The organism is Marinobacter sp. (assembly GCF_041687235.1).
In the GTDB taxonomy this organism is placed as follows: Bacteria; Pseudomonadota; Gammaproteobacteria; order Pseudomonadales; family Oleiphilaceae; genus Marinobacter.
Map to the genome: position 1 here is coordinate 371,249 of NZ_JAWLCH010000001.1, position 25,572 is coordinate 396,820.

A 25,572-nucleotide genomic window follows, 5' to 3' on the forward strand; every position below is an offset into this window, starting at 1 on the left:
AGATAACAGATATCACCAGCCACAATAAATGGCGGTAACGGGGGTTTTCATGAGTGCGGTTGCAGATACCCACGCCCAGGATCATCATCACGGCCCGGCAAAAGGCATCAGCCGCTGGCTGTTGACCACAAACCACAAGGATATCGGGTCCATGTACCTGATATTCAGCTTCACCATGTTCCTGCTTGGTGGCGCCATGGCCATGGTCATCCGGGCGGAACTCTTCCAGCCAGGTCTGCAGATTGTGCAGCCTGAATTCTTTAACCAGATGACCACCATGCATGGCCTGATCATGGTATTTGGTGCGGTCATGCCCGCGTTCGTCGGGCTGGCAAACTGGATGCTGCCACTGATGATCGGGGCACCGGATATGGCGCTGCCCAGGATGAACAACTGGAGCTTCTGGCTGCTTCCGTGCGCCTTCCTGATCCTGGTATCCACCCTGTTTATGGAAGGGGGCGCGCCAAACTTCGGCTGGACCTTCTACGCACCCCTGTCGACGACCTACGGGCCGCCGAGCACTACCTTCTTTATCTTTGCGGTGCACATTATGGGTGTCTCGTCGATCATGGGCGCGATCAATGTGATCGCCACGATCCTGAATATGCGGGCACCGGGCATGACACTGATGAAAATGCCCCTGTTTGTCTGGACATGGCTGATCACTGCCTTCCTGCTGATTGCGGTCATGCCGGTACTGGCTGGCGTTGTCACCATGATGCTGATGGACATCAATTTCGGCACCAGCTTCTTCGATGCCTCCGGCGGCGGTGATCCGGTGCTGTTCCAGCACGTGTTCTGGTTCTTCGGGCACCCCGAGGTATACATCATGATCCTGCCGGCGTTCGGGGCGGTTTCGCACATCATTCCGGCGTTCTCCCGCAAACCGTTGTTTGGCTATGCCTCCATGGTCTATGCGGTCGGTGCCATTGCCCTGCTCTCGTTCGTGGTCTGGGCGCACCACATGTTTACCGTCGGCATTCCCATCGTCGGCCAGCTGTTCTTCATGTACGCCACCATGCTCATCGCGGTGCCCACCGGTGTGAAAGTGTTCAACTGGGTGGCCACCATGTTCCGGGGCTCCCTGAGTTTCGAGGCGCCCATGCTGTTCGCGGTGGCCTTCGTGATCCTGTTCACCATCGGCGGTTTCTCCGGGCTGATGCTGGCCATTGCGCCTGCTGACTTCCAGTACCACGACACCTACTTCGTGGTTGCCCACTTCCACTATGTGCTTGTTCCGGGTGCCATCTTCGGGATCTTCGCGTCAGCCTACTTCTGGTTGCCCAAGTGGACCGGCCACATGTACGACGAAACCCTTGCCAAGACCCATTTCTGGTTGTCGTTTATCGGCATGAACCTGGCGTTCTTCCCGATGCACTTCCTGGGTCTGGCGGGCATGCCGCGCCGGATCCCGGACTACGCGCTCCAGTTTGCAGACTTCAACATGATATCGAGCATTGGTGCCTTCATGTTCGGTGCCACGCAGTTGCTGTTCCTTCTGATCGTGGTCAAGTGTGTCATGGGTGGCAAGAAAGCCTCTGCCAAACCCTGGGACGGTGCCGAGGGCCTGGAGTGGACGGTTCCCTCTCCGGCCCCGTACCACACGTTCTCCACACCACCGGAAGTAAAGTAATCGGAGGTCGGCCATGGCAGACCAACAGTTGAGTAATACCGATCCGAAGCGCAGCACCAGACGGGTGGTTGGCTGGTGCATGGCCGGTGTGGTGGGTATGTTTGCCTTTGGATTTGCCATGGTGCCTCTGTACGACGTGTTCTGCGAAATTACCGGGATCAACGGTAAGACCGGGGGGCGATACGAGTCGACCGAGGTGGCCGAAGCGGATGTGACCCGAACGGTCAAAGTGCAGTTTCTCGCCTCCAATGGCCCGGGGATGACCTGGAAGTTCCGGCCAGTTGTTCGATCGGTGGAGGTGCACCCTGGTGAGCCGACCACGGTGAATTTCTACGCGGAAAACCCCACCAGTGAGCCTATGGTCGGGCAGGCGGTCCCCAGCCTTGCCCCCTCGGAGGGGACGCTGTATTTCCATAAGACCGAGTGTTTCTGCTTCAACCAGCAGCCTCTTGACGCCGGAGAAAGCACCGAAATGCCTTTGATCTTTATCGTGGACAAGGACTTGCCGGCACACATCACCAAGCTCACTTTGTCCTACACACTCTATGATCAGGGTAAACAGGCTGCGGTAACGCAAAACTCCCGGAAAGAAACAACAACAAACGACAACGGATAAGCCATCGGAGACTGTCATGGCGGATAACCAGACCTATTATGTTCCGGAACAGAGCAAGTGGCCGATTGTTGCCACTATTGGCCTTGGGGTAACCCTATACGGGGTAGCTTCAATCATGGTGAACGGCAAACAGGGCGAGAGTACCACCGGTGCCTGGATCATGTTCTGGATCGGGGCCCTGATCATGGCCTACATGCTGTTCGGGTGGTTTGGCGCTGTGATCAAAGAGAGCCGGGCAGGACTTTACAGTGATCAGATGGATCGTTCGTTCCGTTGGGGGATGAGTTGGTTCATCTTCTCGGAGGTCATGTTTTTCGCCGCATTTTTCGGGGCCTTGTTCTACATCCGGGTGTTTGTTGTGCCCTGGCTCGGTGGTGAAGGCGATAAAGGCAGCACCAATATGCTGTGGGAGGGCTTCCAGGCGTCGTGGCCACTCATCAACAATCCCAGCCCCGATGCCTACCCCGGACCCAAAGAGGTTATCGGGCCCTGGGGGCTTCCTTTGATCAATACAGTACTGCTGGTGACGTCATCATTCACCGTAACGGTGGCTCATCATGCATTGAAAGCAGGTAATCGGGCGAAAACCAAGCTGTGGCTGGCTGCAACCATTGCTCTGGCTGTGGTCTTCATGTTTGTTCAGGGCTACGAATACATCCACGCCTACCGTGATCTCGATCTCACCCTGCAATCCGGTATCTATGGCAGCACATTCTTCATGCTGACGGGTTTTCACGGGGCCCATGTGATGCTTGGCACATTGATGCTGGTTATTATGCTGGTGCGAATCACCAAGGGCCATTTCACAGCGGATAACCATTTTGGTTTTGAGGCAACCGCCTGGTACTGGCACTTTGTGGATGTGGTCTGGCTGGGGCTGTTCGTGTTCGTTTACGTCATCTGATGACGATCATCAGGGGGTCGGATTCAGTGTCAGGCTCCCGTTCCAGAGAGCAATCAGTACCACAGCCAGGAGCAGTATGCTGAGCGTTACCCGGACCGCGAGAGAATTGACAACCCGATTGGTTTTGCCACCGTCTTTAATGAGAAAAAACAGGCCACTGAACAGGCTCACGACGACAGAGAGCATCAGGAAAACGATAACGGCCTTGAGCATGGGAGTTCCTGTTGTTATTGGTCTTGTGAATGTACGGCCCGGAATCAGTTCCGGACTCGCTGAGGTCACTATAGCAGAGCATGTCTGATTCGCAGGGCAAATACCGTCGGTGGCAGTTTGACTGGCGGTTGCTGGTGTTCAGTGGTGTTTTCCTGCCGTTGCTCGTCAGCCTTGGTGTCTGGCAGCTTAACCGGGCTGCAGAAAAGCAGGTTATGCTGGATCAGTGGCAGCAAGAGGCTGAGAAGCTGGCATGGCCGGAGATGGTCGCGGATGATTTGACCAGTGGCCGTCCAGTGACCCTGACCGGGCTTTACGGAAGCAGAAGCTGGCTTCTGGACAACCGGACCCGGGATGGTGTGCCTGGCTACGAAGTCCTTACGGAGTTCCGCCCTCTTGAAGGTCCGCCGGTGCTGATCAATCGTGGTTGGGTGCAGGCGCCGAGGACCCGGGATGAGCTTCCGGAGATAGACGCGCCAGAAGGCATCTTCACCCTGGAGGGACGGATCAGCGATTACCCGGTGCCGCCGGTGCTGGTTGATCAGCCAGCGGCAACCAGCCAGTGGCCCCAGCGAGTGCAAAGCCTCCCGGAAGAGGCAGCTCGCGCAGAGATCCCGGAACTTCCTGACGGAATCGTCCGCCTTTCCGGCGATCAGCAGCCCGGCGCCTATCGGGCCGACTGGGAGCCGGACCTTATGGGGCCGCAAACCCATTACGGATATGCCACGCAATGGTTTGCGCTGGCTGTGGCGCTGACTATATTGACTGTAGTAGCGAGTTATCGAAAGACAGGAGCCAATAATGACAATGACAATGGCTAACCGGATATCCGACCAGGAGCAGAACGAAGGACCAACGCCGGAGCAGGCCCGTCGTGGCCGTCGCACGGCCTTGCTTCTGTTTGCGTTGGGCTTTGGCCCGATGATCGTGGCAACCATCATGTTTTACACAGGCTGGCTGAATCCGGCCGGCCACACCAATAACGGGGTTCTGCTCCAGCCGGTGGTCTCGGTCTCAACGCTCAACCTGGAAACGTCTTCTGGCACTCCGCTGGCGGAGCGCTTCGGCCCGGACAAAACCGATCCGGACTGGCTGATGATTGTTGCCGCCGGCCAGTGTGGCAGCCAGTGTGAGGAGCTGCTTTATCTGGCCCGGCAGGTGAACGTTGCCCTGGGCAAGAACGCCAATCGCGTTTCACGGGCGGCCGTTCTGGGCGATGTGCCTGCGGACCTTCAGGCACGCTGGTCTTCCGAATACAGTTCCATGGAGCGTCTCGTTCCTGCGGCGGGTAGTCAGCCCACCTGGCCATCCGGCATCAACCCGCAATCCGAGCCTCGTATCCTGCTGGTGGATCCCTTCGGCAATGTCATGATGCATTACGGTGGCGAACATGCCGGTAAGGACATGCTGGAAGATCTCAAGCATCTGCTCAAACTGTCGCAGATTGGTTAATGGTCAGAGCGGAGAGTCAGCCTTGAATCAGTCGTCCCCTTCACCATCCCCGGCGGCCCGGAAGATGGCCAAATGGGCCACCATTGCCGTTCTGCTGGCCGTTGTGGTTATTATGTTGGGTGCCTGGACTCGTCTGGTGCACGCCGGGCTCGGCTGTCCTGACTGGCCCGGGTGTTATGGATTTCTGACGGTGCCCCAGAGCGAATCCAGCATTGCCATTGCAAACGCGCGCTTCCCGGAAACGCCCGTGGATGTGGAAAAGGGCTGGCCGGAAATGATCCATCGCTATGCAGCCGGCATCCTCGGGCTGGTTGTCTTTGGTCTGGCCGCCTATGCTGTCCGGCACCGGCGTGAAAATGTGCCGGTGAAGCTGCCCCTGTTTATAGCCGGTTTTATCATCCTTCAAGGTGCCTTCGGCATGTGGACGGTGACTCTGAAGCTGTGGCCCCAGGTGGTGGCGCTGCATCTTCTCGGCGGGTTTACCACGATCAGTCTGTTGACTCTTCTGACCTTGAGATTGCGACGGCAAGCGAAGCCGAAACAGGATCGCGAGCCACCCCAATCGGCCGGGCTGGCGCGTTTCCGACCCTGGCTGTATGGCGGGCTTCTGCTGGTGGTGATGCAGATTGCGCTGGGGGCCTGGACGGCAGCGAATTACGCAGCCGTTGCCTGTACCGATTTGCCGACCTGTCAGGGCCAGTGGTGGCCCGAGGGTATGGATTTCCGGCACGGTTTTGATGTGACCCAGCAGGTCGGCCCCAACTATCTTGGAGGCCAACTGACAGCAGATGGGCGGGTGGCCATCCATGTAACCCACAGGATCGGCGCCGTGGTGGTGCTGGTTTATTTCACGGCTTTGCTGGCGCTGATGTGGCGGCGTCGTGGTGACTCCGGCCTCGATCATGCCATTCGGCTGGTGGCGGTCTTGCTGGCTGTTCAGATCCTGCTGGGCCTGGCCAATGTCATTTTCCACATTCCCCTGTCGATCGCCGTGGCCCATAACGCCATGGGAGCGGGATTGCTGCTTTCAGTGATTCACCTGATCTGGCAGCATCAACGGTTACCGAAACCCCATAGCGCCAGAGCAACACACACAACAACAATGAACCAGGAGGTTACGGCATGAGCGAGCAAGTGGAAGCACTGCCGGCCGATGTAATTGCGAGCGACGTCAGAACAACCATTTCCTGGCGTGATTACCTGGAACTGACCAAGCCCAGAGTGGTGGCGCTGATGATCCTCACCTCGGTCATCGGTATGCTGCTGGCGGCGCCGGGGGTGCCGGGCTGGGGCGTGCTGGTGTGGGGTAACCTTGGCATTGCCCTGTTGGCGGGTGCTGCAGCGGTGGTCAACCACGTGGTGGACCAGAAAATCGACACGGTCATGGCCCGCACCCGTAAACGGCCGGTGGCCACCGGGAAAATTTCGCCCGTGGATGCCTTCCTGTTTGCAACCATATTGGCGTGTGTTGGGATGGCCGTTCTAATGTGGCAGGTCAACCACCTGACTGCTTGGCTGACTCTCGCCTCCCTGGTCGGTTATGCCGGTGTCTACACCCTGTTCCTCAAGCGGGCCACGCCCCAGAACATCACCATTGGAGGCCTCGCCGGTGCTATGCCGCCCCTGCTCGGCTGGACGGCTGTGACCGGCCAGGTGGAAGGCCACGCGCTCCTGCTGGTGCTGATCATCTTCGCCTGGACACCCCCGCATTTCTGGGCTCTGGCGATTCACCGCAAGGAAGAGTACGCCAAGGCGGGCATTCCCATGCTGCCGGTCACCCACGGCAACAAGTTCACGGAGCTGCATATCCTGCTCTACACGCTTATGCTGCTGGCGGTCAGCCTGCTACCTTTTGTCACAGGCATGTCAGGCGGCATCTATCTGGTTGGCGCCCTGGCCCTTGGCCTGCGCTTCCTGCAGTACGCCGTCCGGCTTTTGAAGGGGGATGACCGGCGGGTCGCCCTGAATACCTTCAAGTATTCCATCACTTACCTCATGGCTCTGTTTGTGGTATTGCTTGTGGATCATTTTGTGTTTTTCTGAGTGATCCATGAAAACTACCAGCGGAATTCGCCTTACCCTTTTCTGTCTTTTGTTGATCGTTGTTTTGATCATAGGCCTCGTTGTGGGCAGGCAGGTGTTGCTGGTCGGCAACCAGGAACCGATTCCCGCACCGGAGCTAACGGACTTCAACACCTATGTCTATGACCAGCCACGGCAGCTGGCCGAGTTCACGCTGACTGATGAGACCGGTGAAACGGTAACCCGTGAGAGCCTGCGGGGGCGCTGGACCTTTGCGTTTGTGGGGTATACCAACTGCCCGGATATCTGCCCTGCGGCCATGGCCAACCTGCGTCAGACGGACAAACTCCTGTCGAACGAATTACCCCAGCCGGACTACCTACTGGTCAGCGCTGACCCGGAACACGACACGCCGGAAAAGCTCAAGGCCTACACCGAGTTTTTTGGTGACAACTTCCATGGCCTGACCGGCGATCTCGACACCCTGCGTGAGCTGGCCAAGAGCCTGAATGCGGTGTTCGTGCATCGCGAGGTGGACGGCGAGCTGCTGGTTGACCACAGCGGCCATTTCGCCCTGCTGAACCCCGACGGTGAACTTGCTGCGGTGATTCAGCCGCCCCATGATCCGCACAACCTGGCCGAGGCCTTCGAGCGGATCTACCAGTGGGCGAAGGCCAATCGTGACCGGGCGAGTTCCTGACGCCTCTCAAACCCGGAACCCGATGCTCCCCATAGAATCCATTCTTCCAGAGCTGAAAAACGCCCTGGAACAGACCAGTACGGTGCTCTTGCAGGCCCCGCCGGGTGCCGGCAAGACCACCCGTGTTCCCCTTGCTCTTCTGGATGCCCCCTGGCGTGGTAATGGCCGGATCCTGATGCTGGAACCCCGCCGATTGGCTGCCCGCTCTGCGGCCCGTTTTATGGCAAAGCAACTGAACGAGAAGCCAGGCCAGACCGTGGGTTATCGCACCCGGCTGGATACCCGGGTTTCCGGCGCCACCCGCATAGAAGTGGTGACCGAGGGCATTCTGACCCGGTTGATCCAGGCCGATCCCATGCTGGAAGACTATGCGGCGGTTATCTTCGATGAATTTCACGAGCGTTCTCTCCAGGCTGATCTTGGTCTGGCCCTGGTTCGGGAATCCCAGCAGGCCCTGCGGGAGGATCTGCGGTTGCTGGTGATGTCGGCAACGTTGGATACGGCGCCTATCGGGAAGGTGCTGGGAGAGGTCCCTGTGATCACCAGTGAAGGCAGGGCGTTTCCCGTGGATGTGTGTTATCGCCCGGCGCCCCGCAATGGCCGGATCGTCGATCAGGTAGCAGCGGTGGTTCAGGAGGCGTTGCGGGACCAGACCGGTTCCCTGCTGGTGTTTCTGCCTGGCGCAGGAGAAATACGCCGGGTTGAACAGCAGCTTCGGGGAAGCCTGCCGGACAACGTGAGGATTGCGCCACTCTTCGGCAACCTGAACTCTGAACAGCAGGATCAGGCAATCTCCCCCGCACCGGAAGGCCAGCGAAAGGTGGTTCTGGCCACCGCTATTGCCGAAACCAGCCTGACCATTGAAGGCATCAGAGTCGTGATCGACGGCGGTCAGCAGCGTCGGGCGGTATTTGATCCCAACAGCGGTATGACCAGGCTGGTGACCGGCCGCGTGTCCAGGGCCTCGGCGGATCAGCGCAAGGGCCGGGCCGGTCGGGTGGAGCCGGGGATCTGTTATCGCTTGTGGAGCGAATCGGAACAGTTCGGGCTGTCGGACTATACCCCTCCGGAGATTCTGGAGGCCGATCTGGCGCCCCTGGTGCTGGAGCTGGCTCAATGGGGCGCCCGTGATGCCGCTGCCGTTACCTGGATCGACGAGCCGCCGGCTGCCCATTGGCAACAGGCGGTCGTACTGTTGCAGTGGCTGGACATGCTTGACTCCGAAGGGGCTATTACGGAACACGGCAAGGCGGTCCGGGAGTTGGGAATCCACCCGCGCCTGGCACATATGGTCCTGAGAGGCCGCACCATCGGGCTTGAAGGGCCTGCCGCTGCACTGGCCGCCCTGCTTGGAGAGCGGGATCTTCTCGGCCCCGGTGCCGGAGCGGATATGCACGAGCGGATTCGTGTGTTTTACGGCGAGCGACGTGATCGCTCGCTGGATGCGGCCCGACTGAAGGCCGTGCGTCAGTCGGCCAGACGGCTTTGCGGACCGGCCTCGGCTGATGCGCCAATGCCGTCCGAGACGACGGTAGGGCGATTGCTGGCCCTGGCCTATCCGGATCGTATTGCCCGCCGGCGGCCGGGCAAGGCCCCACGGTATCAACTTAGTAATGGCAAAGGCGCGGCACTGAGAGAGGATGATCCCCTGACCGGGCACGACTGGCTGGTGGCTGCCGAGCTGGATGGCCGGGCCCGGGAAGCAACCATCTATCTGGCTGCGCCGGTGGACACCCCGGATCTGGAGTTGGATCTGGCTGACCACATCCACGATACCGAAGAGGCGTTTTGGGACGACAGCCAGGGTAAGATTCTGGCGAGACACGTCCGTAAACTGGGCGAACTTGTGCTGCAGGAGAAACCGATTACCCGGGTGGATCCAGAGTTGGCTCAACAGGGCCTGATCAACGCCATCCGGAAAAAAAGCCTGGAAAGCCTGCCCTGGACCGATGACAGCCGACAGTGGCGTGCCCGCGTGCGGTTGCTCGCCGACACCTTCCCGAATGATGGCTGGCCGGACACAAGCGATGCGGCCTTGCTGGAAAATTTGGAGAGCTGGCTTGGACCGTTTCTGGTTGGCATGGGCCGCTGGTCGGATCTGGCCCGGGTCGACCTGCTGGTGGCCCTGAACAACCTGCTTGATTACCCGGCACAACAGCAGCTTCAGGCCCTGGCACCAACACACCTGGCCATCCCGACGGGTCAGAGGGTGCGGCTGGACTATACGGCAGACAACGGCCCAGTTCTGGCGGCGAAACTTCAGGCTCTGTTCGGCTGGACGGAAACCCCGGCCGTGGCGGGCGGACGGGTGCCGGTGGTGATTCATCTGCTTTCACCGGCCCAGCGTCCGTTGGCGGTCACCGGCGATCTGGCCAGTTTCTGGCGCAACGTCTACCCCGAGGTACGCAAGGATATGCGTGGCCGCTATCCCAAACACCCCTGGCCCGAGGATCCGTTTACCGCCGAGGCTCAGCAGGGCACAAAAAGACGCCCTGTTCGCTGATCCGTTGGCTGACCAGCGTTTGTGGAACCAACTCAAAGTAGATGTTCCGTGGGGTTATCCACTCGCCTTCAGGGGCCTTGAGCTCAACCCCGGGCATTTCCTCGAGGACAACCGATGTGGCGTTCGCGTCGCTGTTCCGGAAGCTGTCCGCCAGAACCCAGAAAGGCTTGTTGGCAGCCCGGGCTGCCAGGGCCAGGAGGTGGGTCCCGCTTTTGTTGATAAAGAAATCATCAGTGAACCAGGTGTCGCACCCGGTGATTACCACATCGGCCTCGGGAACAAACAGACCCATCTGGGCATCGGTAATCAGTGTGACGGGCACTGAGAGATCATCCAGCGCAAGGGCCAGGGAGTGACCCTCACATCCGGGGCTGCTCTGGGTACAGATGACAGAGAAGGATTGATGCGCTTCCACCATGCTCCGGAACAGCCTCAGAACCATCGAACTGGCGCTGTGGGTCATGATCACGGGGGTTTCCGGCAGTTGCTCGCGGGCGTACCGGGTAATGGTTTCAGTGGCGTTCTGCAGTCGGTTCCGGATGTCGATGATGGCCTGGCGGGCGGTCAGAGGATCCCTCGCCAATTGCTTCTCAATCATGGCCAGCGCGTTGCTGATCACGATCATGCTGGGGCGGGTAGCCCGGAGCGCTGCCAACAGCTTCGCCAGGGCACTGGCGTCCGGTCTGACATCGTCCAGATACGACAACAGGTCGTTGAGGGTATTCACTGCCAGTCGGGTGGCCCCCGATTGAGCATCGTCCCTGAGGCCGGCGAGTAACGCTCGAGCTCTGGCATCAAGTTCCGGCATTGTCTCTACCCCTGAGCCTGTTTTGACCCAAGGGTAGCAGGGCGTTTCAGGTTTGTCCGGTCGTTATTCGACCACTTTCCGGCTGACGCTCAGGTATGTCTCGCCATTGGTTTTTACAGCATCAGAGTCTGCGCGCTCGGAGGCAAGGTGGATGGTTTCCAGAGTCTCCGCCAGGGCGTCGAACTCTTCATTGATCTTGCCGAGGGCATTCTCAAGGGTGTAGGTCAGTTGGTGAACGTTGTTCATGGCTTCGGGCGTGAGATCTCCGTCCAGAATCTGTTCCAGCTTCTGGTTGTATTCCTTGAAATTGCTGACAGCCTGCTCAAGCGTTTCCGCCGACTGTCCCTCGAAGTGATCAACCTCTTCGCTGAAGGCGAGAGGCGCCATGACCAGGCTGGCGCAACCGAGGAGAGAAACTAGACTTTTTCGCATGATCGCATTCCTTTTATATTAACGATAATCGTTATCATTAATATTACGTCCATGGAGCCGGGTTGGCAATGACTTATGTCAGGCCAGGAAAAACTCGGAAAATACCGCTTGCCAGAACTCGAGTCCTGTATAAAATACGCGCAATTCAACCCCGAGTGCCCCTGCATCCATGCACCTTGTTTCCTTCGATATTTTCCGAACCCTGGGCTTCCCCAACACCACTGTTCTCAAGCCGGACCAGTTTCTGCGGCATAAAGAACTCTTGCGGGAGGCAGACTGGGTCCTGTTCCCGGAATACTGGCAGTTGAACGCTCTGGTGCATGGCCTCAAATGCCGGGTGTTTCCCAGCGTCGCCAGCTATCGCATAGGCCATGACAAGGTTGAGATGACTCGTGCGTTCCAGGCGATAGCTCCGGAACACACGCCCTGGACGATGATCGAAGCCAATGGTCCGGTGGAACGGGACATGATCTGGGATGCCATGGCTCATCCGTTCGTGGCGAAGCTGCCAAAGGCCAGCATGGGCGAAGGGGTGTGGCTGATCGAGAGCCGGGATGACTGGCGCCGCTACTGTGAGCGTACCGATGTGCTCTACGCCCAGGAATATTTGCCCCTGGAGCGGGATGCCCGGATTGTCGTGGTGGGTGACAGGGTGCTGACCGCTTACTGGCGCACCCAGGCAGATCAGGGCTTCTATAACAATGTGGCTCGGGGTGGCCGCATTGATTCAAGCCCTGTGCCGGAGGTCATGACAAACCTGGCGCTTCGTCTGGCGCGGGAGCTGGATGTGGACCATGCGGGCTTCGATATTGCCCTGGTGGAGGGTCACCCCTACGTTCTGGAGTTTAACAGGCTATTCGGAAACCAGGGGCTCGGCCAGGGCAAGGATCTGCAGGACGCAATCCTCGGGTACCTGCGCAGTCAGACCGCACCGGAAAATCCCGACGGTCCTACAGACCCTACACCGCTCTGGCCATTGGCGGTCTGAGCGTGTTTCAGGCCCGGACGTCCACCAGGCTGCCCACGTTCTCTGATGGGTTGGCACCGGTCGTCGCCACTGCGGTTTCGGTGACGCCCTCCAGCAGCTGCATGGCGCCCTGTTGAGCCATGTCCCTGGACTCTTTCATGACCGCAATCTGGGCCTGCTCCTGAACCCTCTGTTGACTGAGCTGGGTGCTGGACGCCGCGATGGATGCAATGTCTGACATGGCTTACCCCTTGGAGTTGGCGAATTTTCCACCACCCTAGCACAGGAAAAACGGGCCCCGAAAGGGCCGTTGCATTCGGTAACAAATTCCCGCGCTTCATGGGTAAAAGTGCTCATATCCTGGCGGCCGAAAAAGCCCGATGATCGCGAAATCCTATGGGTGCTGCAGCCTCGCTGTGGCGCCTTTTTTTATGCTTTTTTGCCCTGTGGAGGGACACACCACCCATGACCGAAGCTGCCAACGCCAATATTGCCGACTACTACACCGCCGAGACCTTCAAACGCATCAAGGACTTTGCCGACGGCAAGGAAACCCCGTTCGTGGTGATTGATACCGCCACGATTGATCGCCAGTACGATGAGCTGGTGGAAGGTTTTCCGTACGCCAGGGTTTACTACGCGGTAAAAGCCAACCCGGCCCCGCAGATCCTGACCATGCTGCGCGACAAGGGTGCCTGTTTCGATATTGCGTCGGTGTACGAGCTGGACAAGGTGATGGCCCTGGGTGTGACCGGTGAGCGGATCAGCTACGGTAATACCATCAAGAAGGCGAAGGACATTCGTACCTTCTACGAGAAAGGTGTGCGCATGTTCGCCACCGACTCCGAAGCGGACCTTCGCAACATCGCCAAGGCGGCCCCTGGCTCGAAGGTGTATGTGCGCATCCTGACCGAGGGCACCCTGACCGCCGACTGGCCGCTGTCCCGCAAGTTCGGCTGCCAGACCGACATGGCCATGGATCTGTTGATCCTTGCCCGTGATCTGGGCCTCGTGCCCTACGGCGTGTCCTTCCATGTGGGTTCCCAGCAGCGTGAAATTGGCGCCTGGGATGCGGCCCTGAACAAGGTAAAGGTGATTTTCGAGCGCCTGAAGGAAGAAGACGGGATTGAGCTCAAGATGATCAACATGGGCGGCGGTTTCCCGGCCAACTACATCACCCGGACCAACGAGCTGAAGGTCTACGCTGAGGAAATCGCCCGATTCCTGCACGAGGATTTTGGCGCGGAGCTGCCGGAGATCATCATTGAGCCCGGTCGGTCACTGATTTCCAACGCCGGTGTTCTGGTGAGTGAGGTGGTGCTGATTTCCCGTAAATCCCGTACCGCCCTGCACCGTTGGGTGTTTACCGATGTGGGCAAGTTTTCAGGCCTGATCGAGACGCTGGATGAGGCGATCAAGTTTCCGATCTGGACGGAGAAGGCGGGCGAAGGCGAAGACTGTGTGATTGCCGGGCCGACTTGTGACAGTGCCGATATCATGTATGAGCATCACAAGTATCCGTTGCCTCTGAACCTGGCCATCGGAGATCGGATGTATTGGCTGTCTACCGGGGCTTATACGACGACCTATAGTGCTATTGAATTTAACGGGTTTCCTCCGTTGAAGGACTACTATATCTGACCCGGGTTTAGCTCGGAGTCTGGCCGCGAAGCGGGGAAGCTTTTTCTTCTGGGAAAAACAACTCGCTTCGCTCAGACATTTTTTCCCGGCAGAAAAAGCTTCCCCACTCCACGGCCGCTCGGGCTTTATTCGGGGAGTCCGCGAGGGAGAAATTGGTTTTTAGAAAAGGATCAGCTTTCGGGCTGGTCCTTTTTTCGTCTCAGGTCCAGGGTGAAGGCCAGGGGGAGGACCAGGAGACTGTAGGCAATGATGGTGAGGATGGCGTGTCGGGCGTCGCCGGTCCAGTCGGCGATGAGGCCGCCGGCCATGGGGATGGAGAACGCCATGGTGTAGCCAACGAGGAAGGTGCCGGCGGACAGGCGGCCGGTTTCCTGGGAGGTCGTGACCAGGGGCGGGACGGCGACCAGTAGGATGAGCAGGATGCCGGCAGTGAGGCTCATGAGGGTGGCACTGGCGATGGACCACCATCCGGTGAAGGTGATGGCGCCAAGGGTGCCGAGGATGCTCAGGGCGGCGGTTACGATGATGACGGAGCGGCGCCCTACCCAGTAGCGGGCCATTTTGAGCATGGTCAGGGAGGCGAAGACCTGGGCGATGTTGTACCAGAACAGGGCGTCGGCGAGTTTGTTGATCTGGCCTTGCTGTTCCAGAAGGTTGCCCATGTAGGCGTTTAGGCCGAAGAACATGGAGCCGGATAGGCCCAGGAGCAGGCCGATTCTGAGGGTAAGCGGGTTGCTCCAGTCGGGCAGCCAGGAGACTTTGCCCACGGGTTTTGCCCGGTCGCGTTTGGGCAGATACAGCGCGGCGGCAACCAGCAGCGCCGGGAGTGACCAGGCCAGGAGGGTGGCGCGCCAGCTGTTGTCCAGCAAGGGCATGAGCACGGGCAGGGTAACGCCGGCGCCGATGAATTCGCCCATCAGCATGCCATTCATGTAGATGGCGGAGCCCAGCGCCAGGTGGTGCGGTTCCAACCACCTGGGCAGCAGTGCGGGCAGGGCCGGTTGCATCATGGCCACACCCAGGCCCATAACGGCGCTGGCCAGCATCAGTGTGAAGGTGTCGGGTACCAGCCCCCGGCCGGCAGAGCCGATGACCATGATGACCATGGCCAGAGCCAGGGTGTTACGGGGGCCCATGCGGGCAATCGCAAGTGAGCCGGGCATGGAGCCGATGGCCAGCATCAGGATGGGCAGGGTGGTCAGCGCGCCGGTGAGGGCCTGGGTCAGCGCCAGTTCGTCACTGATAAACGGTGCCAGGGGTGGGGCTACCAGCACCGGAATGCGCAGATAAACGCCGGCAAGCCAAAGCAACACCGCCACCGGCAGCAGTCTCGCTGGCGGTGGCGGTGAGGTTGCGGCCTGGTGTTCAGCCACGGCCAAACGATTCAGTCTTCGCTGGTGTCCGGCAGGTAGGCGCCGTCTTCATCGTGTACTTCGCGGCCAGTGACCGGCGGATTAAAGGCGCAGATCAGACGCATGTCCTCGGTGCCGCCGTACAGGGTGTGCTGGTCGTGTTTATCGAGTGCGTAGAGGGTGCCGTCAGTGATCTCGTGAGTTTCACCGGTGGCCTTGTCCAGGATCTTGCCGTTACCGGCAACACAGTAGACGGCTTCCAGGTGGTGTTTGTACCACAGGTTCAGTTCAGCGCCTGCGGGGATGATGGTCTCGTGGAAAGAGAAGCCCATGCCATCCTTCTTCAGCAGCATCCGGCGGCTGGTCCACCCCGGGCCGTGTACTTCGCGCTCGGTACCAATGATGTCTTGCACTCGTACGATTTTCATTCGCATTCCTCATTTTGTGATGGAATAGCCTTTTAGTATAAACATCCCTTTCAGGTGCGATTCAACCGCCAATCGTCGTAAACAGCCATGGCCTGCTCAATGGCCGAGGTGAATTTCTCCCGTTGGCGTTCGTCGAGAGGTCGCCGTTTCCGGCATTTGTCGAAGGCCCTCTGGATGTCCTGTCGGCTGGTTTTTCCGAGGCTTTCCAGCCAGTGATGGTCTGCCGGCTCCAGGTCCAGCAAGTCTCGTCCGGCGTGATTCCGGTGGCTGATATGCCACCAGTGATCCACGGCACGTCCCAATACAACATAGCCGAACTGACTGTCCTGTACAGGGCCAAAGGTGGCTGTTTTCAGTCCGTCCCGGAGCACACCGATACTGAGCGCCGGCAGGGCCAACCGGTCGCCATAGAAGTAACTGCCGGCAGCGCCGATCAGGCCGCCCACCAGGGCGCCGGTTCCGAGGGACGAGCCGAAGGTCAGAGCGTCGATTCCAGCACCGCTGACGGCACCTGCGCCGAAGCCAGCCGTGGCCAGGTAACGCTTGCTGACGGCCCAGGCGTTGCGGCTGTCTTCCGAAAACAGGTCGTGCTCACTGTGCCACTGCAGTTCGGCTTCCTGACGACGGATGCGCTGGTGCTGGTACAGGTGTTCGATGTCCACACGCAGACTCTGTTCCCGTTTGCGCTGGTGGCGATACCAGTGCTGGCGCAGCTGGTCGGCCAGTGAACCGTCGCTGGTCTCTGATGCCTGGTTGGCGGTCAGGGTGCGCTTCTCCTGGAACGACATCATGTCCTCAAGCGCTCGGGCGATCAGTGTTGCTGCCTGTCGGCGACGCTGCTGGCGCTGTCCGGACAGGTAATGAGTGGCCTGTTCCAGGGGCGCTTCCCAGTCAGGCTCCAGCTGTCCGAACGCCCGCAGGAGACTGAGATGTTGATCGAAAGGCGCCCTGACGGCATCGAAACGGCGAACGACCTGGAAGAACTGGCCGAGCGCCGCCTGCCAGGTATCGCTGTAGTCATCAGCACCGATACTGTTGATCAACGCCAGGCTCGGACGGCCTGTCCAGCGCAGGATGGTCATCTCCGCCTCGTGCTCAGTGCTGTAGGGTACCGAACCGTCCACCACATAAATGATTCCGGCACCGTCCAACAGTGGGGTCAGAAGCTCACACTCATCGGTAAACCGGCCATCGCCTTGATGCTGTGTGACGAAGGCACCGACGGTGTCGGCGTGATCAGAGGCTGACACACTGTGAGCTTCCAGCCATTCCAGCACCCGACGCGGGCGCTGGAATCCGGGGGTGTCTATCAGGGTGTACAGCGTCTGGCCGTCGACTTTCAATGGATAGGCCTGACGTTTTCGGGTGGTGCCGGGCTCCAGCGCAATGGCGATGGCATCGTTCTGGGACAGGGTGGCCACCACGCTGGATTTGCCCTTGTTCGGGTGCCCGACTACGGCGAACGTGGGTGCCTGAATCATGACTGATCCCCGACTGGTATATAGGGATCCCGCCTCTGAAAGGGCGGCAGTGAAACCTGGACGAATTCTCTGCCCACGCGTTCGGCAAATCGCAGCCAGGGCTGAAGCCGTGGGGCATCCGGCTCGCGGTTGCTGTCTGCGGCCAGGGGCACCAGGGCTATCCTGGATCCATTGGGCCAGGTGCCCCGGGCGCTCTCCAGAAAATCCTGGAGTTCGCCGGTCGGCGGTTCCCAGCAACGTACCAGCAGGATCACGGCCCCGGCCCGTGTTCCGAGGTGCTCAGCGATCCGGTTCAGGGCCCGGTCATCGTCAGCAAGACTGGCGCGGCCGCCGGCCCTGACGATGAGTTGCTTGCCTGACTGAAGTGCCGCTGGCAGTTCCGGTTCACCGGCGCCGGCCCAGCAAAGCAGGGTGTCGCTCTCAGGCAGAGGCAGCAGATTGTTTCGGGCCTCCGTGTCCGGTAAGTCGTCGGCGTCATGGTGGTCGTTACCGGTGTCCAGGGCCGGTGTTTCCATGCGATACATCAGGGCGTGCATGGCCGGATGGCTGGCGAGCAGACGACGGGCCTTCTGTCGGGTCTGGGCCGAGGCGAGCAACCAGAGAAACGCTCGTGGCAGCAGCACCCAGGTTGCCCAAAGCATGGTGACAAATGGCCACCATTGGCCCCACAGGGCCGGATCGGGACTTTCGCCGGGGTCGCCGGCCCGGAAAAAACGTGTGGCCTCGATCAGGGCAAGGTCCGGGGTGGCGGCCGGCCAGAGCCAGCCCCATGGCGTTGCTATGGCATCGATCAGTCTGTGATAGCTTGTGGCGGCTGTTTCCAGGGTGGTACTCCAGCCGAAGGCGAGGTCCTGAATCACCACCATCACCAACAATGTGATCAGACCCGCGATGGCGAACGTGATCCCGCCAAGGTGAGCGGCCCTGGCCATCAGAACCGGGTGCAGTTTTTTGAACACGCCGTTGCCCGGGTCGGCCCCGAAGCGCCGGATAAGCCAGCGCCAAGGCTGCCATCCGGCCAGGGATTGCAGGGTGGTGAACAGGGCAAGAGCCAGGTGCAACACTACGAAGGCCAGCAGAACGGTGATGTTGATGCGCAGCCCGCCATCGTAAAACAGCAGCCCGGCCATCGTAAGCATGCCAGCGATCACCCCAATCGCTGCAAAACCACCGGTGATCCGGCGCCAGGCCCGAAGGGTTCGGTCGGTGGATGCCGGGGTTGCCCGAGGTCCGCTGAGGCGGTTCAGGTGCGTCAGCCAACGGTTGGCATCCGGCGTTGTCCCCTGTTTTTCGCATATCAGTGCGAACTTGCGGTCCCGGCGATGCAGGAACGTGGGAGGTTGTGATCTGTCCCGTTGCGCCTGGGCGTCAAACTCCAGCAGCAGTCGGAGGGGGCTGTCGGTCATTCAGAGTTCCGGTGTCGAATTCGGGCTGTCGGGCCCAGTCGGGCTTTAGTGCTAGGATATAGGGATACCCGCACCTGATACCAGACAACGAGTGTCCATGCCCCACCATCTGATGAACCTGCGCCATGTACCCGATGACGAAGCCGATGAAATCCGGGCCCTGTTTGATGCCCATGAGGTGGCCTACTACGAAACGCCGCCGAGCCGCTGGGGAATCAGCATGGGCGGCTTCTGGGTACACGACGACGAGGAGGCGGCCCGGGCCCGGGCACTGCTGGATGAGTATCAGCGGCAGCGCTATGAAACCCAGCGGAGGGCCTATGAGGAAAACCTGGCGCGGGGCGAGTCCGGCGGCTTCTGGTTCATGCTCAGGCAGAATCCGGTCCGGACCCTGGCGGCCTGCGTTGCCATTCTGGTGATCATGGGGCTGAGTTTGCTGCCGTTTGTCCGGATTGGCTAGAGTCAGTCTTCGTGCTGCCCGGCAAGAAAGCCGATTGCTTCGTCAACCGCATCGCCGGCGGTCAGAAAGCTGGTGACATGGCCACGCAGGTGCATTTCATACAATTCGCTGTAGACCTGATGATCCTCGAGTGCTTCCCGAAAACGCTCGGCCTGGCTGAAAGGCACCAACCTGTCCATGGCACCGTGAAACAGGAAAAAGGGTGGCGCATCGGCGGTCACATGGCTTATTGGTGATGCCTTGCGATAGGTTTCCGGCATCTGCTGCTGCTCACCACCAAGGAATTGCCGGATCAGCTTCCCCGATCCAAAGGCCATCAGGTCTGAAGGCAGGCCACCGGTGACAACCGCATTCAATCGGGTTTCCGGTCCGCCATAGGGCTGGTTCAGTTCGCTGTCGGTACTGGCAACCAGGGCCAGTAAAGCAATCAGGTGGGCACCGGATGAGAAACCGAAGCCGCTCACCTGGGTGGCGTCCAGTTGATACTCCTCGGCGTGCCGGTTCAGCCACTTTCGGGCCAGTTGCAGATCGTGTAGCTGGGCCGGGAAGGTGTGATCCGGAGCAAACCGGTAGTCGATGTTCAGCACCGCGAAACCGTGGCTGGCTACCTCTTCGGCGATCCAGGCCATGTCCTCCCGGGATCGGCGTTGCCAGCCGCCCCCATGAACCATGAGGACAACCGGATGGCGCCGCTGTAAGACTTGCCTGCTCGGGAGGTAGAGGTCTGCGAACAGGGCTTCTGGCCAATCACTGGGCGAAAACCGCAAGTCTTTCTCTACCCGGAAAGCGACCTCGTCCGGGACACCAGCGGAGGCAGACCGATTATGATGGGTCGCGCACCCGGCCAGTATCAACAGACTTCCAATCAACGCAGTCACCACGCCAGTTTTCACATTTTCGCGGTGTTTTGATACGAGCATCCTGTCTCTCTCCCGAAGCGGCCGCAGATTCGTGTTCAGATTCTACGACCGCTCAGGGCTCGTGGATGCGGAAGGGTCAGATTTGTGTCTTGTGTGACGCTGTTTTACCCCGCCGAAATCGCAATGCAGGGATGAAAGCCGGTACCCGTTCCCGGTAGGAGTGATAGGCCGGCCCAATCGCTTGCTTGAGATCCCTTTCTTCCACCGGCGTGATGACCAGGATGTAGGCTGTTGCCAGGATCGCCATCAGGGCATGGCCGAGCGTCATGTCCGGGGTTGCCCAGAACACGATCATCCAGCCCAGGCTGATGGGATGCCGAACCAGTCCGTAAAGGTAGCGGGCCGAAAAAGGTGCGTCCTTCTCCGGCTGGCGGCGAAGGTGCCGCCAGACAGGGCCGAAGCCGAAGAAATCGAAGTGATTGATGTGAAATGTGGCCAACACCATGATCACCCAGCCGGCACCGTGCAGACCGTAAAGCAGGACCCTCAGCCACCCGGGTTCGGCCTCCCATAACATCAGAGGCAACGGTTGCCATAGCGCGATCACACCCATGAGTGTCAGCCCCGAGATGAGTACATAGGTGCTCCGCTCCAGAACCGGTGGAATCAGACGCGTCCAACGTGCCTTGAAGGCCGGGCGCGCCATAACCGAGTGCAGGGCGAAATAGGCGATCACCAACAGAGTATTTGCAAGGATCGCCGGGACCTCGGTACCCGTTACTCCCAGGTCGATGCCGAGAGGTATCAGATTGAGCAGGAAGGCCATCATTGCCAGTAACGAGGCAAAGCCAACGCCGTAGGCGATGAGTGCATAGAGGCCGAACAGATATTTTTTCATGAGCGGCTTCCCTCCTCGTTGCGGGCGATGAAATAGACGTTGAACGGATCGTGGTCCAGGCGCCTGGACACTATGTGGCGGAAACCCGCCTGACGAAGCATCAGTTCCGCCTTCTCTTCACCCCAGAGTGTGCCCAGTCCGGGTCCGCCCTGGGCGAGTGAAACCGGGGTGCAATGGGCACAGGATATGGTGTACAGCAACGGGCCGAGGGGGTGCTCAAGGTTCTTCTCCAGAAAGCTGGAGCCAGCAATATCCTGCATCAGGTAGACCCCGCCTGGCCGAAGGGCTGCGGAGATCCCGCTGAGCAAGGCTGCCGGGTCAGCCTGGTCATGAACAGCATCAAAGGTGGTGATCAGGTCATACCGGCCAGGCGCGCGGAAGTCCCGAAGATCCCTGGCTTCAAACGTCAGATTGGTCAGCCCCAGGGAACGGGCTTTTTCCCGGGTGGGTAGGAACGCCTCCTCACACAGATCGAAGCCGGTGAACTGACTCTTGGGGAAAGCCCGGGCAAGACTCAGAAGCGCCATACCTCTTCCGCAGCCGGCATCCAGCACGGAAATGCCATTCGCCAATCGATCTGATAATCCCGGAACCAGGGGCAGGATGTGATCGAACAGAGCGCTGACAACGGTCTGATGGCTGTCTTCCGCCATAACGTCATGGAAGCAGGGGTAAGCATCGTAGGGCAGCCCGCGACCGGTCCGGAAACAATCGAGCAGGTCTGTTTCCATGCTGCTGATCAGGGGAAGGAACCTGGCGGTCACTGCCAGGTTATTGGGGGTGGCGCTGCGTGTCAGGCAGGCTGCGTGGGCTGGATCCAGGGAGAAGGTTTTATCAACCGGGTGATAGTCCACGATGTCGCCTGTAACCATCACCGACAGCCATTCCCTGACATATCGCTCGTCCAGCCCGGCGGCTTCCGCGATCTGTCCGCTTGTGGCTGCAGGCAGGCTGGCCAGGGTATCGAACAGCCCGAGCCGGTGCCCCAGTGAGCTCATCGCCACGATTGCGGCGTGATTCACCATACTGGCGAAACGATCTCCAAACTGTTCGGGTGTTCGTGTAGGTGCAGATACTGAAAGTGGTGCATTCATGACGCGTTCTCCTTGATTGAGATTGTCTGGTTGGTGCGCGTCCATACTGAACATTTCGGCTCGGGCTCCCTTCAGCGAAATCGGTCAATTACTGGTCAAATCGGCCAGGTGGTCATCGCATCTGTATGGTTTTATGATCGTCACTGAACAGGAGGGCACGACATTGGAAGCGAACAAGCCGGAGTCACCCGGACGTCCTTTGGAGGTCGGTATACTTGCCGTTCCCCAGGCAACAGCATCTCCGATATATGGTATGCAGGAACTTCTTGGCTCGGCGGGACGTGACTGGGATTTCCTGATGCAGGGAACCCCCGGGGCGGGCCTGATCAATGCCTCTATTGTGTCGTTGGACGGGGCGCCGATGGAACTTGCCAATGGGGGCTGGGTCAAGCCAACTAAACGCCTGGATGATGATTACTGTCCCGATGCGCTCTGTATTCTCGAAGTGGGGTTCGACCCTGCTACCGGTCCCGGCGATCTGTTCCGCCGCGAAACGCAATGGCTGAATGACTATTGGCACCGGGGTGGACTGATTGCCACCGCCTGCACCGGGGCCGTGCTTCTGGGCGAGGCCGGTTTGCTGTCGGGTGAGGACGCCACTACCCACTGGGGCTTCTGCGATTTCATGTCAAAGCGTTACCCGGGGGTCCGGATGCATCCGGAGCGTGCACTGGTGGCCTCCGGTGCCGGTCAGCGACTGATCATGTCAGGTGGCGGGACGTCGTGGATGGATCTGGGGCTGTACCTGATCGCCCGGTTCTGCAGTCAGGCTGAAGCGATCCGCGTTGCCAAGGTGCATCTGATCGAGTGGCACGAAACCGGACAGCAGCCCTTCGCGTCTGTCAGTCATCAGCGACAGTCTGACGATGCAACCATCGCCCAATGCCAGCAATGGCTGGCCTATCACTACGATCAACCTTCTCCGGTCGCTGGCATGATGTCACTCAGTGGTCTGAGCGAGCGTTCCTTCAATCGCCGGTTCCGGCAGGCGACCGGAATGACGCCCATTGAATACGTCCTGACCCTCCGACTGGAGGAGGCCAAGCAGATTCTGGAAACCAGCAAGGTTTCCGTGGAAGCGGTGGCAGAGATGGTGGGATATCAGGACGCCGCCTTTTTCAGTCGGAAGTTCCAGCAACGTGTTGGCCTGACACCGGCCCAGTATCGACGAAAATTCGGTGGTATTGGGCGGTTATCCCCATACTGAACGTTGGGCTGAGAGCCTGATTGTCCGACATTTCATACAGTGTCCGAATTTCGGGACAAGCTGTCTCAGGCGGGATACTGCGCGCTTTCTCTGTGAGTGAGTCGTCGTGGACTGTCCGGAAATCCGGATCGATTTTAGGTTCCGGAACTGAAAGGTGGATTAAATATATATAAATCATAAGGATACCTGATTGGCACAGGATCCGCATGGCGTTCCCGGGGCCCGGCTTGAGGCCTGGTCTGTTCGTTTACAACAACAAACAAGGAACGATCATGAAACGAATAATGCTCTGCGCCCTGATCGGCGCCACGGGTTTGACCCTCACTGCCTGCAAGGATGGTAAGCCACCCTTCAACGAGATCCCTGATTTTGTTCAGGGCGACATAACGCGGACCAGCTACGATGGCATTACCGATGACCTGCTGACCGCAGGACTGGGTGCCGGTGGCCTTGCCAGTACCCCAGCGCCTGCGTTCGCCGACCCGTTGAATCCCACTGCCGCAGAACTCCGCCGACTGGCCATCTACAATAACTACCGAGCGCTGGTGGATACGGCGCCCGGGGGTGGTTACGGCACCTTCTTCGGCCCGCAGGTCGATGCCAGTGGTGAAGGCCTGATTCCGGGCGATGAATTCATCGCCTTCATGGCCGTTCCCGGTACCGACGTGCCGGTGACGGTCATGGCCCAGGTGCCGGACAGTTTTGATCCTGAGCGACCCTGCATGGTCACCGCGCCGTCCTCCGGTTCCCGTGGCATCTATGGCGCCATTGGCACAGCGGGCGAGTGGGGTCTGAAAAAAGGTTGTGCTGTTGTCTACACCGACAAGGGCACCGGAACCGGCTCCCACAACCTGGCTACCAATACCGCCCAGCGGATTGATGGCACACTTACCTCCGCCGATGAACCGGTGCAGTTCCGGGCTGACCTGACCGATGAGCAGCGGGCAACGTTCGACGGTAACTGGCCGGACCGTTTTGCGTACAAGCACGCCCACTCCAAAGCCAACCCGGAAGCCGATTGGGGGCTGCACGTGTTGCAGTCCATTGAATTCGGCTTTTATGTGCTGAACGAAAAGTTTGGCCGGGAACTGGGCAACGGCGAAACGCTGCTGACCATCAAGCCCAAAAACACCGTGGTTATTGCCTCCAGCGTCTCCAATGGCGGTGGCTCTTCCGTCCGTGCAGCCGAGCAGGACACCCGGGGGCTGATTGATGGCGTGGCAGTGTCCGAGCCCAACGTGAACCCGAAGGTGGACCGAAGCTTCACCATTCGTCAGGGTGAGGGTCCGGTGATTACCGAACACAGTCGCAGCCTGCTGGATTACACCACGGCCCTTGCCGTCTACCAGGGTTGCGCCAACCAGGCGCCGGCGATCCGGGACGATGCGCCCTTGAATGCCACCTTCAATCCCCCCGCAATTGGCGAGAATATCTGTAATTCCCTTGCCAACAAGGGTCTGGTGAGCGGTGCCACTCTGGATGACCGCGCCACCGACGCGCTGCGCATCCTGAACGAGGCGTTCGGCATTCAGCCGGAGCAGAATCTGCTGGCGCCGGTGCACTTCGGGCTCGCTGTGGCCCAGAGTATTTCCATGACCTACGCCAACGCATACGGCCGCGCCGGTGTTGAAGATCGGGTCTGTGATCTCAGCCTCGCGGCCGTGGATGGCGCCGGCGCAGTGGCCCCGGTGGCACCGGCAGTCGAGGCGGCCCTGTTTTCGGCCAGCAATGGCATTCCACCGTCCGCCGGGGTGAACATTGTATACGATGGCGCCGATGGTCAGCCCACCAACCTGCCTGCCAGTGCTTCACCGAGCTCCAACCAATTGGACTACGGCCTCGATGCTCTGTTGTGTCTCCGGAGCCTGGCCCAGGGTAGCGACGCGATCAGCGGAACCGCTCTGGAAGGTTCCGACGCCGAGCTGGCAACGGCTATTGCCGAAGGTATTGCCGAGGTCCGTGCCTCGGGTGATCTGCAGGGCAAGCCGACGGTCTTTGTTACCGGACGTGCCGACGCAATCCTGCCAATCAACCACACGTCAAGGCCCTATTTCGGCCTGAACCAACGAGTGGAGGGAAAGAGAAGCAATCTTCGCTACTATGAAATTCTCAATGCCCACCACCTGGACGTGCTCAATGGTTTCCCGGGCGTTGCTGACCGTTATGTGCCACTGCACCACTATTACTTCCAGGCGCTGGATCTGGTCTGGGCCAATCTGACCGAAAAGCAGGCGTTGCCACCGAGCCAGGTGGTTCGAACTGTGCCCCGGGGTGATATCACGACACCGCTGGCGGAAGCCAATCTGCCGGCGATCAATCCCGAGCCGGATGCCGCAGACCAGATTGTCTTTGAAGACGACCAGGTCCGGATCCCGGAGTAGCAATGTCATCGGCCGGCCTGTTATCGGGCCGGCTTCGTTTGCCCCCGATACGGGGGCCCCATATACTTCCGTGACTGCACCCGGCCTGCCGGGTGCCAGGGTTAATACCATGAATGA

Annotated in this window: 25 protein-coding genes; 14 read left to right on the forward strand and 11 right to left on the reverse strand. The window is 59.6% G+C overall.

The window, feature by feature from the left end:
• The first annotated feature begins 49 nt into the window (after window positions 1-49).
• The 3 genes from ctaD to ACESMK_RS01550 are packed head-to-tail and all read left to right on the forward strand — an operon-like array spanning window position 50 to window position 3,153.
• A complete protein-coding gene (gene ctaD / locus ACESMK_RS01540; protein ID WP_372994582.1) occupies window positions 50-1,633 on the forward strand; it encodes a cytochrome c oxidase subunit I in 1,584 nt (527 codons plus the stop codon).
• A 13-nt stretch (window positions 1,634-1,646) separates the two neighbouring features.
• Window positions 1,647-2,249: a cytochrome c oxidase assembly protein gene (locus ACESMK_RS01545; protein ID WP_372994584.1), complete on the forward strand. Its 603-nt coding sequence runs from the start codon at window positions 1,647-1,649 to the stop codon at window positions 2,247-2,249.
• 16 nt (window positions 2,250-2,265) lie between these two features.
• Entirely contained in the window at window positions 2,266-3,153 is an 888-nt protein-coding gene (locus tag ACESMK_RS01550) for a cytochrome c oxidase subunit 3 (protein ID WP_372994586.1), read from the forward strand.
• A gap of 9 nt (window positions 3,154-3,162) precedes the next feature.
• Here ACESMK_RS01550 and ACESMK_RS01555 read toward each other — a convergent pair whose 3' ends face one another.
• Window positions 3,163-3,366: a twin transmembrane helix small protein gene (locus ACESMK_RS01555; RefSeq protein ID WP_008176725.1), complete on the reverse strand. Its 204-nt coding sequence runs from the start codon at window positions 3,364-3,366 to the stop codon at window positions 3,163-3,165.
• A gap of 80 nt (window positions 3,367-3,446) precedes the next feature.
• Here ACESMK_RS01555 and ACESMK_RS01560 point away from each other — a divergent pair, with 80 nt between their 5' ends.
• From ACESMK_RS01560 to hrpB, 6 genes are all read left to right on the forward strand, one after another.
• Window positions 3,447-4,184, forward strand: coding sequence for an SURF1 family protein (locus ACESMK_RS01560; protein WP_372994588.1), 738 nt, complete (start codon window positions 3,447-3,449; stop codon window positions 4,182-4,184).
• Complete coding sequence (locus ACESMK_RS01565) at window positions 4,177-4,815, forward strand: hypothetical protein (RefSeq protein WP_372995417.1); 639 nt, start codon at window positions 4,177-4,179, stop codon at window positions 4,813-4,815. The genes ACESMK_RS01560 and ACESMK_RS01565 overlap by 8 nt, the downstream gene beginning before the upstream one ends.
• A gap of 64 nt (window positions 4,816-4,879) precedes the next feature.
• On the forward strand, window positions 4,880-5,941 hold the full coding sequence (locus ACESMK_RS01570; RefSeq protein WP_372995419.1) for a COX15/CtaA family protein: 1,062 nt from the start codon (window positions 4,880-4,882) through the stop codon (window positions 5,939-5,941).
• Complete coding sequence (gene cyoE / locus ACESMK_RS01575) at window positions 5,938-6,858, forward strand: heme o synthase (RefSeq protein WP_372994590.1); 921 nt, start codon at window positions 5,938-5,940, stop codon at window positions 6,856-6,858. Before ACESMK_RS01570 ends, cyoE begins: the two co-directional genes overlap by 4 nt.
• A 7-nt stretch (window positions 6,859-6,865) precedes the next feature.
• Entirely contained in the window at window positions 6,866-7,537 is a 672-nt protein-coding gene (locus ACESMK_RS01580; protein ID WP_372994592.1) for an SCO family protein, read from the forward strand.
• Between the two features lie 22 nt (window positions 7,538-7,559).
• Window positions 7,560-10,040, forward strand: a complete 2,481-nt coding sequence (gene hrpB, locus ACESMK_RS01585; RefSeq protein WP_372994594.1) for an ATP-dependent helicase HrpB — start codon at window positions 7,560-7,562, stop codon at window positions 10,038-10,040.
• Here the strand turns inward: hrpB and ACESMK_RS01590 are convergent.
• Together ACESMK_RS01590 and ACESMK_RS01595 are read right to left on the reverse strand one after the other, a co-directional pair.
• Complete coding sequence (locus ACESMK_RS01590; RefSeq protein ID WP_372994596.1) at window positions 9,994-10,848, reverse strand: initiation factor 2B; 855 nt, start codon at window positions 10,846-10,848, stop codon at window positions 9,994-9,996. The two genes, hrpB and ACESMK_RS01590, sit on opposite strands and share 47 nt — an antisense overlap.
• A 63-nt stretch (window positions 10,849-10,911) precedes the next feature.
• A complete protein-coding gene (locus ACESMK_RS01595) occupies window positions 10,912-11,280 on the reverse strand; it encodes a DUF6746 family protein (RefSeq protein WP_372994598.1) in 369 nt (122 codons plus the stop codon).
• A 169-nt stretch (window positions 11,281-11,449) separates the two neighbouring features.
• Between ACESMK_RS01595 and ACESMK_RS01600 the strand changes: the two genes are divergently transcribed.
• Window positions 11,450-12,268 carry a RimK family alpha-L-glutamate ligase gene (locus ACESMK_RS01600; RefSeq protein ID WP_372994600.1) on the forward strand — a complete coding sequence of 273 codons (819 nt, stop codon included), beginning with the start codon at window positions 11,450-11,452 and terminating at the stop codon, window positions 12,266-12,268.
• Window positions 12,269-12,275: 7 nt separating this feature from the next.
• Here the strand turns inward: ACESMK_RS01600 and ACESMK_RS01605 are convergent, their stop codons facing one another.
• Entirely contained in the window at window positions 12,276-12,488 is a 213-nt protein-coding gene (locus ACESMK_RS01605; RefSeq protein ID WP_372994602.1) for a YjfB family protein, read from the reverse strand.
• Between the two features lie 224 nt (window positions 12,489-12,712).
• Here ACESMK_RS01605 and ACESMK_RS01610 point away from each other — a divergent pair, with 224 nt between their 5' ends.
• The gene (locus ACESMK_RS01610) at window positions 12,713-13,888 is read left to right on the forward strand and encodes a type III PLP-dependent enzyme (RefSeq protein WP_372994604.1); all 1,176 of its coding nucleotides are present in this window, start codon (window positions 12,713-12,715) and stop codon (window positions 13,886-13,888) included.
• 170 nt (window positions 13,889-14,058) lie between these two features.
• Here the strand turns inward: ACESMK_RS01610 and ACESMK_RS01615 are convergent, their stop codons facing one another.
• Genes ACESMK_RS01615 through ACESMK_RS01630 form a run of 4 tightly spaced genes read right to left on the reverse strand, consistent with a single transcriptional unit; the run spans window position 14,059 to window position 18,555 of the window.
• Window positions 14,059-15,261, reverse strand: a complete 1,203-nt coding sequence (locus tag ACESMK_RS01615; protein WP_372994606.1) for a CynX/NimT family MFS transporter — start codon at window positions 15,259-15,261, stop codon at window positions 14,059-14,061.
• 11 nt (window positions 15,262-15,272) lie between these two features.
• A complete protein-coding gene (locus ACESMK_RS01620; RefSeq protein ID WP_064229395.1) occupies window positions 15,273-15,668 on the reverse strand; it encodes an ectoine synthase in 396 nt (131 codons plus the stop codon).
• 50 nt (window positions 15,669-15,718) lie between these two features.
• A complete protein-coding gene (locus tag ACESMK_RS01625) occupies window positions 15,719-17,149 on the reverse strand; it encodes a GTPase/DUF3482 domain-containing protein (protein ID WP_372994608.1) in 1,431 nt (476 codons plus the stop codon).
• The gene (locus ACESMK_RS01630) at window positions 17,146-18,555 is read right to left on the reverse strand and encodes a DUF2868 domain-containing protein (protein WP_372994610.1); all 1,410 of its coding nucleotides are present in this window, start codon (window positions 18,553-18,555) and stop codon (window positions 17,146-17,148) included. Before ACESMK_RS01630 ends, ACESMK_RS01625 begins: the two co-directional genes overlap by 4 nt.
• A gap of 97 nt (window positions 18,556-18,652) precedes the next feature.
• On the opposite strand from ACESMK_RS01630, the gene ACESMK_RS01635 reads away from it, so the two are divergent.
• Window positions 18,653-19,015: a DUF6164 family protein gene (locus tag ACESMK_RS01635; protein ID WP_372994612.1), complete on the forward strand. Its 363-nt coding sequence runs from the start codon at window positions 18,653-18,655 to the stop codon at window positions 19,013-19,015.
• Window positions 19,016-19,017: 2 nt separating this feature from the next.
• Here ACESMK_RS01635 and ACESMK_RS01640 read toward each other — a convergent pair whose 3' ends face one another.
• From ACESMK_RS01640 to ACESMK_RS01650, 3 genes are all read right to left on the reverse strand, one after another.
• On the reverse strand, window positions 19,018-19,935 hold the full coding sequence (locus ACESMK_RS01640; RefSeq protein ID WP_372994614.1) for an alpha/beta fold hydrolase: 918 nt from the start codon (window positions 19,933-19,935) through the stop codon (window positions 19,018-19,020).
• 76 nt (window positions 19,936-20,011) lie between these two features.
• Complete coding sequence (locus ACESMK_RS01645) at window positions 20,012-20,773, reverse strand: methyltransferase family protein (RefSeq protein WP_372994616.1); 762 nt, start codon at window positions 20,771-20,773, stop codon at window positions 20,012-20,014.
• Window positions 20,770-21,867, reverse strand: coding sequence for a class I SAM-dependent methyltransferase (locus ACESMK_RS01650; RefSeq protein WP_372994618.1), 1,098 nt, complete (start codon window positions 21,865-21,867; stop codon window positions 20,770-20,772). The genes ACESMK_RS01645 and ACESMK_RS01650 overlap by 4 nt, the downstream gene beginning before the upstream one ends.
• A 253-nt stretch (window positions 21,868-22,120) precedes the next feature.
• Here ACESMK_RS01650 and ACESMK_RS01655 point away from each other — a divergent pair, with 253 nt between their 5' ends.
• A complete protein-coding gene (locus ACESMK_RS01655) occupies window positions 22,121-23,074 on the forward strand; it encodes a GlxA family transcriptional regulator (protein WP_372994620.1) in 954 nt (317 codons plus the stop codon).
• A gap of 272 nt (window positions 23,075-23,346) precedes the next feature.
• Window positions 23,347-25,455, forward strand: coding sequence for a 3-hydroxybutyrate oligomer hydrolase family protein (locus ACESMK_RS01660; RefSeq protein WP_372994622.1), 2,109 nt, complete (start codon window positions 23,347-23,349; stop codon window positions 25,453-25,455).
• Window positions 25,456-25,572 lie beyond the last annotated feature (117 nt).

Coding starts and splice junctions, on each gene's coding strand:
- ACESMK_RS01610 (WP_372994604.1), top strand. CDS start 12,713: ATGACCGAAGCTGCCAACGCCAATATTGCCGACTACTACACCGCCGAG.
- ACESMK_RS01545 (WP_372994584.1), top strand. CDS start 1,647: ATGGCAGACCAACAGTTGAGTAATACCGATCCGAAGCGCAGCACCAGA.
- ACESMK_RS01655 (WP_372994620.1), top strand. CDS start 22,121: ATGCAGGAACTTCTTGGCTCGGCGGGACGTGACTGGGATTTCCTGATG.
- ACESMK_RS01555 (WP_008176725.1), bottom strand. CDS start 3,366: ATGCTCAAGGCCGTTATCGTTTTCCTGATGCTCTCTGTCGTCGTGAGC.
- ctaD (WP_372994582.1), top strand. CDS start 50: ATGAGTGCGGTTGCAGATACCCACGCCCAGGATCATCATCACGGCCCG.
- ACESMK_RS01640 (WP_372994614.1), bottom strand. CDS start 19,935: ATGCTCGTATCAAAACACCGCGAAAATGTGAAAACTGGCGTGGTGACT.
- ACESMK_RS01620 (WP_064229395.1), bottom strand. CDS start 15,668: ATGAAAATCGTACGAGTGCAAGACATCATTGGTACCGAGCGCGAAGTA.
- ACESMK_RS01595 (WP_372994598.1), bottom strand. CDS start 11,280: ATGCGAAAAAGTCTAGTTTCTCTCCTCGGTTGCGCCAGCCTGGTCATG.
- hrpB (WP_372994594.1), top strand. CDS start 7,560: ATGCTCCCCATAGAATCCATTCTTCCAGAGCTGAAAAACGCCCTGGAA.
- cyoE (WP_372994590.1), top strand. CDS start 5,938: ATGAGCGAGCAAGTGGAAGCACTGCCGGCCGATGTAATTGCGAGCGAC.
- ACESMK_RS01645 (WP_372994616.1), bottom strand. CDS start 20,773: ATGAAAAAATATCTGTTCGGCCTCTATGCACTCATCGCCTACGGCGTT.
- ACESMK_RS01580 (WP_372994592.1), top strand. CDS start 6,866: ATGAAAACTACCAGCGGAATTCGCCTTACCCTTTTCTGTCTTTTGTTG.
- ACESMK_RS01570 (WP_372995419.1), top strand. CDS start 4,880: ATGGCCAAATGGGCCACCATTGCCGTTCTGCTGGCCGTTGTGGTTATT.
- ACESMK_RS01625 (WP_372994608.1), bottom strand. CDS start 17,149: ATGATTCAGGCACCCACGTTCGCCGTAGTCGGGCACCCGAACAAGGGC.
- ACESMK_RS01590 (WP_372994596.1), bottom strand. CDS start 10,848: ATGCCGGAACTTGATGCCAGAGCTCGAGCGTTACTCGCCGGCCTCAGG.
- ACESMK_RS01550 (WP_372994586.1), top strand. CDS start 2,266: ATGGCGGATAACCAGACCTATTATGTTCCGGAACAGAGCAAGTGGCCG.
- ACESMK_RS01560 (WP_372994588.1), top strand. CDS start 3,447: ATGTCTGATTCGCAGGGCAAATACCGTCGGTGGCAGTTTGACTGGCGG.
- ACESMK_RS01605 (WP_372994602.1), bottom strand. CDS start 12,488: ATGTCAGACATTGCATCCATCGCGGCGTCCAGCACCCAGCTCAGTCAA.
- ACESMK_RS01635 (WP_372994612.1), top strand. CDS start 18,653: ATGCCCCACCATCTGATGAACCTGCGCCATGTACCCGATGACGAAGCC.
- ACESMK_RS01600 (WP_372994600.1), top strand. CDS start 11,450: ATGCACCTTGTTTCCTTCGATATTTTCCGAACCCTGGGCTTCCCCAAC.
- ACESMK_RS01565 (WP_372995417.1), top strand. CDS start 4,177: ATGGCTAACCGGATATCCGACCAGGAGCAGAACGAAGGACCAACGCCG.
- ACESMK_RS01630 (WP_372994610.1), bottom strand. CDS start 18,555: ATGACCGACAGCCCCCTCCGACTGCTGCTGGAGTTTGACGCCCAGGCG.
- ACESMK_RS01660 (WP_372994622.1), top strand. CDS start 23,347: ATGAAACGAATAATGCTCTGCGCCCTGATCGGCGCCACGGGTTTGACC.
- ACESMK_RS01650 (WP_372994618.1), bottom strand. CDS start 21,867: ATGAATGCACCACTTTCAGTATCTGCACCTACACGAACACCCGAACAG.